We start from the raw sequence: 14,090 nt of genomic DNA, 5'->3' as shown, positions 1-14,090 counted from the left end.
GATGAAGCGGCTCCTGGTCGGTCTCCTGGCGGTCGTCTCGCTGACCGCCTGCGGCGGCGCCGTGACGGAGCCGCTCTCGTCGACAGCCTCGACGCAGAGCGGGGTCGCCGCCCCCACCGTGGCTCCTGTCTCTGCTGCTGCCCCTACTGCTCCGGCGGATCCCACCACGCCGACCCGGCTGCGGCTGGACGAGATCGACGCTCCCGTCGTCCCGCTGGACCTCGCCGGATCCACGCTGGTCCCGCCCGACGATCCCACCGTGCTCGGCTGGTGGGGCAAGGATGCCGGGGCTCGGCACGGGGTCACCCTGCTGGTGGGGCACACCGTGCACACCGGCGGCGGGGACCTCGACGACCTCGAGGACGTGCCGGTGGGAGCCACCGCACGCGTGAGCGGGATTCGCTACGTGGTCGCCAGCGTCAAGGTGATCAGCAAGACCGCACTCGCAGAGCAGGCTCCGCGCCTGTTCGCCCAGTCCGGCCCGCACCGACTGGTGATCGTCACCTGCGAGGACTACAACCCGGCAACTGGCCACTACGACGCGAACGTGGTCCTGACCGCGACCCGGTCGAACTGACGAGCCGCCTTGGCGGGGTGCTCAACCGACCGGAAGACCCAGGACACGCAGAAGCCGCTCGCTGACTGCGCCTTCCCTCTGGTGGAGCCTAGGGGACTCGAACCCCTAACCCCCTGCTTGCAAACGGACTTGGAGTAGGTAGCGAACTACGATTCAAGCGTAAAACTGCAGGTCACATGCGTCCATTCGCAGACTCAACTGGGCATCCTTTCCCCCTGGGTGCCCCCTTGCCGTGCTGCCGAAGCAGGGGGTTAACTGGATCCGCGCGGTAGGGCGGCTTGCACGGGAGGTTCCAGCGCATGGCACGACGTCGAGGATTTGGCGAGCTCGAGCGACGCTCGGGCGCGACCGGACCGTCCTATCGGGCGCGGTACGCGATGCCGGACGGCACGCGTCACTCTCGCAACTTCCAGACCAAACTCGATGCCGAGGCGTGGCTTGTCGCGGAGCGAACCCTGCTCGACCGCGACGAGTGGACGCCGCCCAAGGCACGCAAGGTCGCCGAGGCACGCCGCGAACGCGAGCAGGCGATGAGCACGATGAGGGCGTTCGCCAAGCGGTACCTGGCGGAGCGTGGGCTACGGCCAACGACGGCGCGCGGGTACGAGTCGCTGTTGGACCGCCGGATCCTGCCGTACTTCGGCGAGATGCCGTTGCGCGACGTCACGCTGTCCGAGATCAAGGCTTGGCGTCGGTCGCTCGATCCCAAGACGGAGTCGTCGAATGCGGCGGCGTACCGATTGCTGCGCTCGATTCTCCAGGCGGCCTTTGAGGAGGAGCTGATCGACCGGGCGCCGCCGAAGATCCGTGGTGCCGGCAGTGCTCCCGTGAAGCAGGTCGTGGTGCCGGCGACCTTCGACGAGATCGCCGTGATCATCGACGAGATGCCCGAGCGCCTGAAGTTGCTCATCGTGATGGCAGCGTTCGTCGGCTTGCGCGAGGGAGAACTGCTGGAGCTGCGCCGGTCCGACGTCGATGGCGTCACCGGCCGAATCAACGTCACGAGGAAGGTGGACAAGGACGTCAACCCATCGGTCCGGGGTGCCTGCCCCGAGTGCGGGCGGCACATCAGCTCGCCGAAGACCAGGAGCGGAGTGCGGACGGTCCACGTCCCTTCGCCGTTCTTGCCGATGCTGCAGAAGCACCTCCTCGAGCACACCGCTGCGGGACCGAGCGGTCTGCTCTTCCCCGGGGACCGCACCGACCACATGAGCGTGCGCTACCTGATGGATCGCTACCGCCCCGCCCGGGCGGCAGCTGGCCGCCCGGACCTGACCATCCACCACTTGCGCCATACCGCTCTGACCCTCGCCGGTCAGCACGGCGCGACTGCCGCCGAGCTGCAAGCGCGTGCCGGCCATGCCTCTCAGGCCGCAATGGCGATCTACCAACACGCCACCCTCGACCGCGACAAGTCGCTCGCGGAGAAGATCGGGGCAACATACGAGGCGTGGCGCGAGAGCCGACCGTAGTCACGAGAGAGCGCGAAGGCCGGCGTCAGGAGCCGCCAAAGATCCGGGGAGCGAGATCGGCCGCGTTGCGGCGCGCGGTCGCGGCGGCGCTCGGCGGGCCCCGGTGGCCCGAACTTAGCGGCGACCCGAACAAGTTCCATTCGGAGACCACCGCTGGAGGCCACGGAGGCCAGTGTGAACTGGATTCGTTCAGACGCGGGTCCGTGTTGCGTGCAGTGAACACCTCGGCGTCCCAATCGCGGCGCGGACCGCACCTCCCTTGTGCACATCGACGCCACGCTAGGGTCAAGGCGACTCCTCACGATCTGCAAATAGGACCTCACTTTGAAGGCTTTCAACTCAGTCTCATCGCGGCTCCGAGGCATCGCGGACCGATGGAGCGAGCCCACCGACGTCCCGGGACCCCCGGAGTCAGCCCGAGGGGCTTTCCCAGCGAACACAGACACCGAACAGCCGTCGACTCAACGGCCAGTGACAACTCGGCCCATCGTTCCGCACCACTCTCCCGGTCAGGCCGAGTGGTTCTTCACGGACAGCACGTCGAGATTCCTCGCCTCGAAGCTGCACGGCCTATCGCTCCATCTCGGCACCCCGACGACCGCAGTTGTGGCCGGTAGGAACGCGACACTCGTGGACACCAGCCCCTGGGTGACATCTCGATTTGGTCCCATCCCTGGGACGCATTTCCAGACAGATGTAGAGCATTTCCAAGCAGACTGCCGATTCGACTCCGCCATTCTGGACCCACCGTGGTACGGACGAAACCTGCTCACCTGGTTGGAAATGGCCAGCCACATGGTGCGTACTGGTGGTGCGCTTGTCATGCCGCTGCTCGGTGGAGGTACGCGGCCGAGCGCGCAAAAAGACCGCAAGGAAATACTGGCTCTTGCAGCCAGAATTGGCCGCTTCTCCGTTGAGCGTGATCAAATCGAATACGATGTTCCGACTTTCGAGGCACGTGCACTGGAAATTGCCGGAGTGCCGCCGTTAAAGGCTTGGCGCAGAGCGGACCTACTTTTGGTGACCAACGATTTCCCCGCCGGGCGACCATGGGTACAACCACCGACGGCCGAATGGTATGACGTGCGGATAGGCGACCACATCGTCTCCATTCGGTCAACTGTCTCCCGTGCTCCTAAGCAGGACTTGGCATCTAACGGGGCGGCCTACACGCCCCTTGGAACGGTAGCCCAGGTAAGCCGACGCGACCCGGTTTTGCAGAGGGCGCATGTCTGGACCTGCGAGAATCGCGTACTTCAGGTTTCCGACGCAGCATCTTTTCTCGACCTGTTTGACCGGCTGGCGCGTCAGCCCGAATCAAAGAATTCGTCAGTAGCTGAACTTCGGCATCATCTCTTCGGAGGTAAATAGAGTTATGATCATTCTTCGCTTTAGCGACTACGAGGCAGAGACCATCAATGCCCACCTAGGGATGATTCGTGACCAGGGGACGGTTTGGTGGGCTTGGTGGAAAAAGGTGCATGAGCCGATGCGCCTCGATCTGCTCGACGATCTCGTGTCCGCTCTGTCTACTGGTCCGGCGGAGATCGCTTTAGTAGACCGCGTGGATCGGCAAATGTGCGTGGCTACTTGTGAATCCTTGGTCTTCTCCAGCGATGGAACGCCTCGGCCCTCGCCGGACGACGAACTCGTCCCATCTTATTATCGCGGTAGGCCCTTTCCAGCTTGGTTCAGGCTCACTGAGATTAAGAGGATCTCGGAGGAAACCTGGACGAATAAGTATGGTCGAGTCCCAAGCGGAGACTCGACCATTTACGCCCCAAAATCGCCACGCCCAGACATCGAATCTCACCTAATTGAAGTGGACAGTCCTGACGGGCACGACGGCGTACTGCACATCTCCGACCTTCACTTCGGGGACGACCATGGCCACCCTCTCGTAAGTTCCGGCCCGTTCAATCGACCGACATTGATGACCCGACTCTTGAGTGCACTGCCTAAGCGTCCCGCGTGTGTGGTGGTGTCGGGGGACTTGACCACACAGGGCAACGATGCAGGGTTGCGTTCAGCGCGGCTGTTCTTGGAAGACCTCGCATCGCAACTGGAAATCCCACGCGAATGTATCGTGATCGCTCCAGGAAACCACGACATTTTGATCGACGATGAGGAACTTACGCGCGACTTCTCGAATGAGCAGCCCTTCCGCGACCTCCTTAACCTCTTCTACGGCCAAGGAACCCCGATTGAACGTGTTCAGGACATCCGCGACCCTCAAGGCCGTCACTATGTAATAGGCGTCCTGAACTCATCGCGACCTAGACACAAGTCGACTATGGATTACGGTTACGTCGGGCGCGACCGGAGTGAGCCGGTGTTCAATTCTGTCGGACAGGTTCTCGCTAGGTCCCGCGAAGCGGCATGGGGCGCAATGGTGATGCACCACCACGTGTTGCCCGCTCAGCTGGTTGAGGTTCCCGAGGAGGGTCACAAACGCCCAGTGAGCCTTTGCCTGGATGCTGGGGAGCTTCTATCGCTCGCGCAGTCGACAGGGGTCTCCACGATCCTCCATGGGCATCAACACCTACCGTTCTCGGCGACCGTCGCCCGACGCGCTGAGTTCTCCGAAAGAGGAGCCGTACTGCATCCGGATGGAGCCGTGAGCGTTCTAGCGTCCGGCTCTGCAGGAGTCAAGCAGGCTCGGATTCCAGCGGAGCTCGGGCTGAACACGTTCTCTGTTTACGAGCCATTTGAGACTCAAGGAGTACTAGCTACCTGTCACGCATTCGGTCCCGCGCGCGAGGCACATGAACTGTGGTCCCTCGTACTGCCTTGATCACCTTCAGCGCGCGATCACGCACATGGCTGCATGAGGAAAGCCTTGTGCCGCGCTCTGCCGAGAGGCTGCGTCTCAGTTCTGGTGATCGAGTGATCCGAGCGAGTTGGACCTCCAGCTCGGCCAAGCGATCCTAGGTAGACCTAGCGGCGTCGTGCTTCTGGGTGACCCCGTTAGCCTCGCGCTGGTCAACTCAGCCACGTGCTCCGCGAGTGGGCAACAGGCGTCGTGGTCATAGTCAGTCAGATGCCGATTAGCTGCCGTGCCTGGAGAGGGGAGTTTAGCGCGCGAGCGATACCTCGAGCGGGCCAGTCGTCCGCTCCCGCTAAGCGGACGCGCGAGGCACTTGGCTGGGCCCAAGCCTCCCCCGACCGTAGATCCGCTTGCTACTTCACGGCGGGAGCTACGGCTACGACGAGGCGCTCAAGCTCGCGTGCCATCCGGTTGTCGGGTTCCTCCAGCATCTCAACGACCGCTTCGGCTCGCGCAAGTGCGACCTGCGCGGCGTGCCGATCTGCGTTGGCGTCCGCGGTCGACCTCGGGGCGTCGTCCGCTTCAACGTCGATGTACGCCGCAAGCTGGCGCTGAACCAGCTCGACTTGGGCCGCGAAGTGCTTCAGCCGGCCCTCGAGCCGCCGCTGCATCTTCTCCGCTTCCCGTTTGCAGCCGAGGTCGTGGTACTTGGCCCGACGGCCTGGGCCGGTGCTGTGCTGGATCCGGACATCACAGCGCGGGTTAGCACAGAAGCCATCGAGATGCTCGGGTTCCGGAGCGTCGTAGTCGACCTGGTCCGCAGCGACGAGATGTGCGTTCGGCGGCGTCACAGCCAACTCGCTGACAAAGAATCCGCGCGAAATTCCACGCACTCAAGCTACACCGTCCGTGCAGGTCACGCCGGAGGCGCGCCTCTGTGCGCGCTGCGGGGGCCTCCTTGGCTTGCTCGCCACGCCGACACCTAGAGAAAGAATCCGAGCGAATTAGCACCAACCCACACTTGAGACACGACAAACGTCACCAAACGTTGCAAGGAGAAGACCATGACGAACAAGAAGGGTGTGCACGTCACGCCCCTTGACGACGGACACTGGAACGTGATCCGCGACGGCGCCCGCCGCGCCTCCTCGGTGCACTCGACCCAAGCTGAGGCGGCCGACGCCGGCCGCGAGATCGCGCGGCGTGAGCAGGCCGAGCTGTACATCCACGGCCGCGATGGCAGGATCCGCGATCGCGACTCGTACGGGAACGACCCGTACCCGCCGAAGGGCTGAAGCCGGTGGCGAACTTCAACGCGAGCCAGTTCAACGCCCAAGTCCGCGCCGCCCAGCGGCGGGCCGAGCAGCAGATGCGGCGCGAGATCAACCGGGTCAACCGCGCAAACCAGCGCACTGTCAACGAGTACAACCGCAAGGTTGCGGCCCAGAACAAGCGGGAGATCGACCGGGTCAACCGGGCAAACCAGAAGGCGACCGACGACTACAACCGGCAAGTCGCGTCTAACAACAGGAAGGCTGACGCACACAACAAGAAGGTCATCAACGACCTCAACAAGCATCTCCAGCAGCCCGGCACCACGGTCTGGTACACCGAACCGGAGCGCCGCCTGGCCGACCGCGTCTACGACGCGGTCATCCAACTGGACCCGCGGGAGTACGACACCTTCCTCAGCTACGCCCGGCTCGACGGCGAGGAGGTGGCCACCGAACTGCGCGGCGAGCTCGAGAAGCGAAGCGTTGCAGTTTGGTTCGACCACGTCGCCATCCAGCCCGGAAAGAGCCAGGCACTGCAGATGGACCGGGGGCTTCAGAAGGCGCGCTCCGGCATCGCACTGCTTACGCCCGCCTACCTCGAGGGACGATTTTGGACCGAGCGCGAACTCGGCGCGCTGCTCGGGAAGTCGACCCTCATCCCGGTGCTGCACAACGTGACGTTCGACGACGTCAAAGAGTACAGCGGCATCCTGCCGGACCTGGCCGGCTTCACCACCACGAGCGACTCGATCGAGGAGATCGCCGATAAGATCGCTGCCGCAGTCCTCGTGCACGAGTAGCGGGCCCAAGCGATCATTGAGTCGGGCGCACGGACTCGGGTCGACCCGACACCCTGTTCTGCTTGACCAGGTGCTGGGGTCGGTGGTTTGGCCAGGACGGACAGTTGATCGTCGTTGACTCGAGGTTCTTTCGCATCACCACCGCGCTGAGGGGATCTGCCGGGGCGCGGCCTCCAGGTCCTCGAGCTTGATCCGGATGGCGCGCTTGCCGCAGCGGTACGCCGGGAGGGTGCCGGCAGCGATCCACCGCCGGATGGTCTTGACCGAGACGGACATGCAGTCAGCGGCCTCCTCGAGGCTGAGGTAGACGGGGATGGCGCGTCGCTCAGTCATCGGAACGCACCTCTGCCCGGCTGACGGTGGCGGAGGCGAGGAAGCGTCGGGCTTCGGCGACGGTGATGTAGAGCCGGCCGACACCTTGGAAGCGGGTCCATCGTGGGCCGACGCCACGCTGGCGCCAGTCGCGGACGGTGCGTTGCGGTGTGCGGATGAGGTCGCAGAACTCCTCGAACAGGATCAGGTTGTTGTCGTCCCAGTCGTCCGGGATGCCGATGGGTGTCACCATCACGTCGCCTCTCGTCGTGGCCGCCGACGGGTTCGGCAACCGATCTGGAGAAGCAACCTCGTGCTTGGCGGTTCGGACGTCTGTGGCCGTTGCTGTCGAGACCGGAGCCTCTCCTGGTCACCTACGTCGCACGGGCCGCTCCGGGCGATCACTCGACGCGAGCAAGGTGGTCAGCGACCGATCCCGCGAGAAGTCGCCGAGGAGGTCGGGATCGGCTGGGGTGGGCGACGTGGTCTGTCGCGGAGCGCGGCCGCCTGCAAGACCACCGAGGTCCGACGGGCGTTCGGTCCGTACCGGTCGATGTCGTCGGCGGCCCTCTGCGCGGCGTGCCGTGGTCCGAGGTCGGCCCGGTCACGGCTGAACACGTCGACCCATTGGCTGCGGGCGTCGTCGACGGACTCGGCGACGAGGTGGGCGGTGTTGTGGTGACGGCCCCGGGTCATGCCGACGTACGCCGAGGCGGCGCCGGTTGTCTCGCCGAGCGCGAGATGTGCGGAGTCGACTGTCTCGCCCTGGGCTCCGTAGGCGGTGGTGGTGAAGGCAAGCTCGAGGTGATCGCGGACGTACTCGGAGGGAAGGACACGTTGGCCGGCGCGGCCGGTGACGAGCAGGCTGCCGTCCTCACCGATCCCGGCCACGGTCCAGGTGTCACGGTTGGCGACGTCCAGGTCGCGGTTGTTGCGGCGGGTGGCGACCCGGTCGCCGAGACCGATTCGCTCACCACGACGCGTGGTCAGCTCACCAGCGCGCTCATCAGCCTGCCCACCAGGAAGTAGGTCGGCGTCGTGGCGGCGGTCGCGGATGGCTGCGTTGAGCGCTGCGACCTGGTCTCGGGTGTCGACGATGACGAGCTGGTCACCGCCACTAAGGCTGTCGGCGCCGATGGCGGCCAGGGCTGCGGTGCGTTCGACCTCACTCGCGTGGAGGACGATCTCTCCGTGCTCGAGGAGGGCGTCGAAGACCTCATCAGGGCGCTCTCCATTGCGCATGAGCAGGCTGAGGTCGGCGTACGCGGGATCGCTGAACCGGTGGACCGAGTCGAGCTCGTGGTGGGCTGCGGGTCGCACCCAGCGTGCGGCGAGGTCGAGGACGCCGCCGCGACCGACTGCTGGGAGTTGGTGGCGGTCGCCGAGCAGCGCGATGGTGGCGTGCGCTCGGTCGGCGATCGCGAACAGCGCGCGGGCGGTGTCCTGGTCGAGCATGCCGGCCTCGTCGACGAGGAGTACGTCGCCCGTGAGCAGGCGGGCCCGTGCGTCCGGCGCGGCGCCGGGTGCAGGGTTGACTCGTGTCCAGTGGCCGTCGTCGTCCCAGCGGTATCCGTGCTGGTGGATGAGCCAGGCGGCGGAGAACGCGTCCGCGCCGACCTGCTGCCCCGCTGCCTGGGCGGCCTTGAGAGTGGGAGTGACGACCACGAGCCGACGGTTCGATGCGTCGAGTACGGCGCGTGCCGCGGCCAGGGTCGCGGTCTTGCCCGTTCCAGCGGCGCCCTCGATCACGAGCAGACCAGCGCCGCCGGCTAGCGCCGCGACGACGCGTTGCTGCGCTGGGTCGAGGTGCTGGCCGCCGCGGAGCCGGCCCGCAGTCGTCACAGGTTGCGTGGCGCGCGCGGCGAAGGTGTTGACCAGGTCGGCTTCGACGGCGAGCACGTGGTCGGACGTCAGGCTGCGGACGTGCTCGGGGACGTCCCCTCGGTCCAGCAACGGCACGCACCGCGTCCGGGCGCGCTCGGCGATGTCCTCGGCCAGCTCGTGGCGGACGGGGCGTTCGGCGACCACGCCGACGGAGGCGATGAGTCGTTCGACCTCACCACGGATGTCGGGTGCGTTCCACGCCGACCGCTTGGCGCCGAGCCGGGTGAGCACGAGGTCGGCGGCAACGTCCCGGTTCAGCCGACCGATCTGGAGACCCGGCACGGTCGCCGGAATGTTTGACGGGTTGGTCGGTGGGGTGAAGCCGAGGTCGTGCAGTTCGTTGTTCCATGCGGCGACGAGGTCGGCGCCACTGCTGGGCACGACCTTGTCAGGTCGTGCATCTGCCCAGGCGCGCCGGTCCCAGATGCGGCGCAGTCGTGGGCCGGGCTCCTGGTCGGGGTGCTCGGCGCGCCATGCGGCTTCGTACCGGTCGACGTTGCGGTTGATCTGTGCGGCGCGCTGGCTGAAGCCGCCTGCGTACGGCGCGAGTTGCTCGACCTCCCCGGCCTCATCGAGCGTGTAGCCACGCGCGGCAAGGGCGCTCCGGAACTCGGGGTCGCACATCACGGCTGCGTGCCCAATCCCGTTGAGCGCCTCGATGCTGTCGACGACACCGACCGAGTGCAGTCCGCGCCATGCACCGCGGGCGAAGACGCGGGCGTTGATCTGCAGGTGGAGGTGGCGGTGCGGGTCACCGGCGCGCGAGGTGTAGTGACGCACGACGGCCGCCTCAAGCTTGTCTACCGGCACCTGCACCTGTCGGCCACGTGGCCCGACCCGGGTGGTGGCGTGCTCGGCCACCCACCCGATCACCTCACCAGCCGCCCGATCCATCGCCGCGTCGTACGCGGTCGCAATGTCGGGGTGAAGTGCGGCGGCGAGCGACCACGACTTCGGCCCGTTCACGATCACCTCGACGAACCGCAGCGCATGGGTGTCGTCACGCAGCCGACCCTTCGGCATCCCCGTCACGACGTCGTGGCCGGCGACCCACCGCTCGTAGGCGTCCCCATCCAGCGTCCCCCCGTCCTGAACTGCGGAAACGCCGCGTCCCCCCGCGTCTCGGGAACTGGTAGCGACGTATCGCTCGGCCACCCCGGTGCCCTCGGCGAGGTAGTAGTCGTCAGCGCGCGAGCGGTCGGCCTCCACGTACGAGCGTGCAGCGGACGCGGAGCCGCGATAAAACTTCACTCCACCATGCATCGGCCTCGTCACCGCCCGTCAGCACTCGTCATCTAGCCTTAAAATGACGCTCGGCCCGCCCCGAGGGCGGACCGATCTACGGACATTCGTAGCATGCGTGCCGCACACATTCGAGTGTCTGCATGGCTTTCGAATGCAACGACTCCACGGTCCGGTACTCGTCGTCAACAAGCTCATCGTGCTAGTCGTGGGATCGCGTATAGCGAGTAACTACGCTCGCGCAGGGCTCACAGACGGGTGCGCATGCTGAGCCCGCCGTCTTTAGAACTTGCTGTCTGACCTTGAGACTGGAGATCAATCGGTATCGACCGGCGCTTCGGCGGCCTCCGCGTCGCTTGGGGTAACGTCTCGGCTGGACTGGAACGCTGTCTCCATCGCAACCAGCGCAATCTGACGCGATCCTACGAACGCCAAGGCGTCGCCGTTGCGTAGAGCAACCACCGCTGATGCGTCGACGCCGTACCGCGCTAGTTCGGCGCTGTCGCCGGCATCATCGCGAGCGACGACCCACGGTCGAAGCACGCCCCTGTCGAACTCTCGAGGTCGGAACATCCGGTTCGCCGGCGTCCCTCGGACTTCCCGGGGAATGCTGCCGACCACCGACCCCACGGCTCCGGGCCCCTTAACGGCGAGTTGTTCCACGGCGTGGTGGCGTTCTTCGGCAGTCATGGAGTCCAGCATCACCAGAAGCAAGGTCCGGGTCCGAGCGCTGCGCATGTCAAAGTTGGTGGGGAACGGCAACGCCTCGGCATCGAGGGCAAAGTTCTCCAGGGTCGTCGCAGTTGGGTCGTTCGCCAGTTCCTCGCGGAACTCGCGGATCAGCGCACCGATCCTCGAGGGATTCGCACCACCGAACCAAGCCGAGAACGAAGACACCCAGAACCACCGGCGCAGCACAGCGGACTGCTCCGGGGATGGGTCGGGGCAGCGGTCGAAAAAGGCGCTCAGCAGGACCAACTGGAGCTGATAGGGCAATAGGCGACCAGTGGTTACCGCAAGCTCCTCAAGGAAACTCAGGGCAAGTTCAACGCTGGCGGTCGCTCGGCCGACGGCATCAGTGAGCCGCCCCTGCAAGACATCGCGCCGCTCCTTTGCGAGCTTTGTCCAGTCTGTGCGGTAGATGTCTTCGTCGAGACAGGCTAGGACGCAACGTAGGAGCGTCGTGCGATCGAGCTCACCAAAGCCCCGCTCACTGATCCTCTCGACCATCTGGTCAAGCTCAGTGGAGAGGTCAAAGAGGGTTCCGTGCCCCGGCTGACGGTAGGTCAGCGCACTGACCATCTGGTCGGGAGTCATTGACTGGCCCTTGGAGTTCAGCCGAGCGAAGATCTCAACCGCCTCTGACAGCCCCGTCTTCCGGATCCTGACCACGGGCACTCGGTAGGACTGGAAGGTCCTCGCAAGCTCACTGACCTCAGTCATGCGCTTCGGGGCATCCGCCCCGAGACGCGCACGCATCAACTCGACGTGCTCGAAAAACAGAACCGTGTCCAGCAGCGCGGACATCGGGAACAAGAACTCGTTGCTCTCCTTGCCTGAAGCGTGCTGGAAACGGCGCCTTTCGACGTTCCAGAACATCTCCCATTTGCCGCTGTCCAGCCCGTCGGTCCGCTGCAACTGGTCGGTACCCGGGATCAGCGCCCCTGCCAAGGTCATAAGTCGTTGGTGCCCATCGAGGAGATAGCCGGCGGCTGTCTCCGGCGAGGTCCGGGGCTCGAACGGCCCCAGTCTGTCAAGGGTGGCGATCTCCTCGGAGGTCTCCCACACCAGGAGGCTTCCGATGGGATACTGGCGGTTGATCGAGTCGAGAAGTTCGGTCATCTGGTCGGGTCGCCACACGAACGCCCGCTGAAATCGTGGGATCTTGATGTGCCCGCTGGTCAACTCCTGGAGTACCTCGTACAGGAAGACGACCTCGGGCTTGATCTCGACAAGTTGATCGGGCTGGTCAGGCATCACACGTTCCTCTCGATCACGTCGAGCATTTTTTCTAGATCCCTTTGATGGTCGCGTGCCTGGAGCTCATGCCGAACCAGCAGTTGCGGAAAGTGCTGAAAGAAGTCGACGATGAAGTCCCCGACTCCCACCCCTGCGGGAACGCCCGTTCCATAAAGCGCCATCTCGTCCGGCGTCCTTTCGGACTCAACTGGCAGTCCATCCTTGACGGGATAGTGGTCCCGAGCGGGCGATGGGAGAGTCACGATGACTTCGACACCATCCCACGCGGTCTTGCGTGTGGCTGCGTACGACCGCAGCGCCTCGTCCGGGATGTAGTTTTCAATTGACCGCATCGCGAGCACCCAGTGATCAATGCCGTGGTCGTTTGCCGCTCTCGTCACGGCCGTCGCGGCGGTGCTGACTTTCCCCGGGCTGCGAGCATCACTGTCGGAGATTGCTATCACCCTTCGCGGCAGCCCCGGCACGTACGCGCGGGCTCGGAGTTCCGAGACGTACCGCTTGATCTCCTTGGGAATCTCACCGATGCCGGCCCCATGCGCGACAACGATCGAGGGGTTCGGCCCTGCCAACCGTCGATGGAGCCGAGGGCGCAACCGGGCCGAGACCTCGATGATGAATTGGCCATCGGTAGCCGGGTTCTCCACGATGAGGACGGCTGGCTGACTGAGCAGACCAGCGAGGGCCTCGGGGTCGCAAGATTGACAGTCGGTCGGCTTGTAGAGGTGCGGCGCGTTGACCGCCGTGGTCGCCGACTTGGCGAGCAGCACGCCATAGGTCTGCCACGTGTGCGCGGGGAGCAGGTCTTCGAGTTCTGCGCGCGAGGGTGCGGCCAAGTTGTGCCATCCGAGTACGACACCGCGAATGACCGCCATCAGTTCCATGTGGTGTTGATCCTCGAACAAGGGACATTCGGGACTGAGCGCGACGTCCATCATCCTCGACCGAGTGCTGCGAGCCTCGCCTCGACGATCGCGCGTGCTTCTTCGACGTCGTAGGCAAACACACCCTCGGGCCAATCCGAGACCGAACCATCAGCGGCTACATCGATCGTTGAGACCTGGGCGTGGTCGTCGACGTAGAGCAACCGGAGCGACTCCGACGGGAGTTCCTCGGAAGCCACCTTGCGCCTCAACCGCAGGATGAAGTTCTCAGAATGCGTCTCAGTGAGAACCTGAACGTGCCCGCTAGCCTCGGCGACAAGCTCGGCGATCGCGACGTGGGCGGACGGGTGCAGGTGCGCCTCTGGCTCCTCAAGCACAACTAGCGGAGTACTTATGACTCCAAGGGAGACTGCCTTCAGGAGCACGACGAGGGGGAGCAACGCTTGTAGACCCCGGCCCGACGACGCGAAGTTCACACCTCCCGAGTCTGAGTTCGTCGTCAAGCGGAACGAGTAGTCAGTCCGCTCAACCTCGATCTGGATCCCGTTGAACCACGCCTCGAACCAGGAGCTCACCGCCGCGAGCAACTCATCGTTCTCCTGCAAGAGGTAGGGGGCCTCGGCCACGGAGTAGTCAGCCGGCGCTCGGATCTCGTACACCGGGCTGATGTCTGGCCGGGCGCTAGGCACGTGCAGCATGGCATCAAATGACTGCGCAACGCGGGCCCGGACAGACTCAATCGCTTCCGAAACGTCGTCGCTGATCGACTCAAATAGGGAGCCCGGCGCCGAGATCGGGTGGTCAATCACCAGCCCGTTGGCGTCGACCGCTCGGATCTGCACGGTCTCCGCTAGAGCGTGCGAGACCACCTGCAGATCAGTGCGCCAGTGTTGCCCGTCCT

At 65.0% G+C, this 14,090-nt stretch carries 13 protein-coding genes; 6 read left to right on the top strand and 7 right to left on the bottom strand.

Annotation, left to right across the window (positions count from 1 at the left end; translation table 11 throughout):
* The first annotated feature begins 1 nt into the window (after position 1).
* From AC1DP1_RS05280 to AC1DP1_RS05265, 4 genes are all read left to right on the top strand, one after another.
* Complete coding sequence (locus AC1DP1_RS05280; RefSeq protein WP_477505948.1) at positions 2–577, top strand: class F sortase; 576 nt, start codon at positions 2–4, stop codon at positions 575–577.
* 299 nt (positions 578–876) lie between these two features.
* On the top strand, positions 877–2,049 hold the full coding sequence (locus tag AC1DP1_RS05275; protein WP_477505947.1) for a tyrosine-type recombinase/integrase: 1,173 nt from the start codon (positions 877–879) through the stop codon (positions 2,047–2,049).
* Positions 2,050–2,679: 630 nt separating this feature from the next.
* Positions 2,680–3,420: a hypothetical protein gene (locus AC1DP1_RS05270; protein ID WP_477505946.1), complete on the top strand. Its 741-nt coding sequence runs from the start codon at positions 2,680–2,682 to the stop codon at positions 3,418–3,420.
* A gap of 4 nt (positions 3,421–3,424) precedes the next feature.
* A complete protein-coding gene (locus AC1DP1_RS05265) occupies positions 3,425–4,843 on the top strand; it encodes a metallophosphoesterase family protein (RefSeq protein ID WP_477505945.1) in 1,419 nt (472 codons plus the stop codon).
* 386 nt (positions 4,844–5,229) lie between these two features.
* On the opposite strand, the gene AC1DP1_RS05260 is transcribed toward AC1DP1_RS05265, so the two are convergent.
* Positions 5,230–5,667, bottom strand: a complete 438-nt coding sequence (locus AC1DP1_RS05260; protein ID WP_477505944.1) for a hypothetical protein — start codon at positions 5,665–5,667, stop codon at positions 5,230–5,232.
* Positions 5,668–5,880: 213 nt separating this feature from the next.
* On the opposite strand from AC1DP1_RS05260, the gene AC1DP1_RS05255 reads away from it, so the two are divergent.
* Both AC1DP1_RS05255 and AC1DP1_RS05250 read left to right on the top strand, forming a co-directional pair.
* Positions 5,881–6,111, top strand: coding sequence for a DUF2188 domain-containing protein (locus AC1DP1_RS05255; RefSeq protein ID WP_477505943.1), 231 nt, complete (start codon positions 5,881–5,883; stop codon positions 6,109–6,111).
* A gap of 5 nt (positions 6,112–6,116) precedes the next feature.
* A complete protein-coding gene (locus AC1DP1_RS05250) occupies positions 6,117–6,890 on the top strand; it encodes a toll/interleukin-1 receptor domain-containing protein (protein WP_477505942.1) in 774 nt (257 codons plus the stop codon).
* Positions 6,891–7,025: 135 nt separating this feature from the next.
* Here the strand turns inward: AC1DP1_RS05250 and AC1DP1_RS05245 are convergent, their stop codons facing one another.
* The 6 genes from AC1DP1_RS05245 to AC1DP1_RS05220 all read right to left on the bottom strand — a co-directional run bounded on the left by AC1DP1_RS05245 (position 7,026) and on the right by AC1DP1_RS05220 (position 14,031).
* Positions 7,026–7,223: a helix-turn-helix domain-containing protein gene (locus tag AC1DP1_RS05245; RefSeq protein ID WP_477505941.1), complete on the bottom strand. Its 198-nt coding sequence runs from the start codon at positions 7,221–7,223 to the stop codon at positions 7,026–7,028.
* Entirely contained in the window at positions 7,216–7,458 is a 243-nt protein-coding gene (locus tag AC1DP1_RS05240; protein ID WP_477505940.1) for a PLC family EF-hand domain-containing protein, read from the bottom strand. The genes AC1DP1_RS05245 and AC1DP1_RS05240 overlap by 8 nt, the downstream gene beginning before the upstream one ends.
* A 167-nt stretch (positions 7,459–7,625) precedes the next feature.
* Positions 7,626–10,337, bottom strand: a complete 2,712-nt coding sequence (gene mobF / locus AC1DP1_RS05235; protein WP_477505939.1) for a MobF family relaxase — start codon at positions 10,335–10,337, stop codon at positions 7,626–7,628.
* Positions 10,338–10,643: 306 nt separating this feature from the next.
* Positions 10,644–12,305 carry a DUF262 domain-containing protein gene (locus AC1DP1_RS05230; protein ID WP_477505938.1) on the bottom strand — a complete coding sequence of 554 codons (1,662 nt, stop codon included), beginning with the start codon at positions 12,303–12,305 and terminating at the stop codon, positions 10,644–10,646.
* Entirely contained in the window at positions 12,305–13,240 is a 936-nt protein-coding gene (locus AC1DP1_RS05225) for a hypothetical protein (RefSeq protein WP_477505937.1), read from the bottom strand. The genes AC1DP1_RS05230 and AC1DP1_RS05225 overlap by 1 nt, the downstream gene beginning before the upstream one ends.
* Positions 13,240–14,031: an AAA family ATPase gene (locus AC1DP1_RS05220; protein WP_477505936.1), complete on the bottom strand. Its 792-nt coding sequence runs from the start codon at positions 14,029–14,031 to the stop codon at positions 13,240–13,242. The genes AC1DP1_RS05225 and AC1DP1_RS05220 overlap by 1 nt, the downstream gene beginning before the upstream one ends.
* Between the last annotated feature and the right edge of the window lie 59 nt (positions 14,032–14,090).

Source organism: Nocardioides sp. P4_G10, assembly GCF_056401175.1.
Note: the sequence above shows the minus strand (reverse complement) of the source record. Positions and strands in the feature narration are given on the sequence as shown.

Bases quoted from the DNA above. Each gene is read 5' to 3' on its own strand.
- AC1DP1_RS05280 (WP_477505948.1), top strand. From the start codon at position 2: ATGAAGCGGCTCCTGGTCGGTCTCCTGGCGGTCGTCTCGCTGACCGCC.
- AC1DP1_RS05275 (WP_477505947.1), top strand. From the start codon at position 877: ATGGCACGACGTCGAGGATTTGGCGAGCTCGAGCGACGCTCGGGCGCG.
- AC1DP1_RS05265 (WP_477505945.1), top strand. From the start codon at position 3,425: ATGATCATTCTTCGCTTTAGCGACTACGAGGCAGAGACCATCAATGCC.
- AC1DP1_RS05255 (WP_477505943.1), top strand. From the start codon at position 5,881: ATGACGAACAAGAAGGGTGTGCACGTCACGCCCCTTGACGACGGACAC.
- AC1DP1_RS05245 (WP_477505941.1), bottom strand. From the start codon at position 7,223: ATGACTGAGCGACGCGCCATCCCCGTCTACCTCAGCCTCGAGGAGGCC.
- AC1DP1_RS05230 (WP_477505938.1), bottom strand. From the start codon at position 12,305: ATGCCTGACCAGCCCGATCAACTTGTCGAGATCAAGCCCGAGGTCGTC.
- AC1DP1_RS05225 (WP_477505937.1), bottom strand. From the start codon at position 13,240: ATGGACGTCGCGCTCAGTCCCGAATGTCCCTTGTTCGAGGATCAACAC.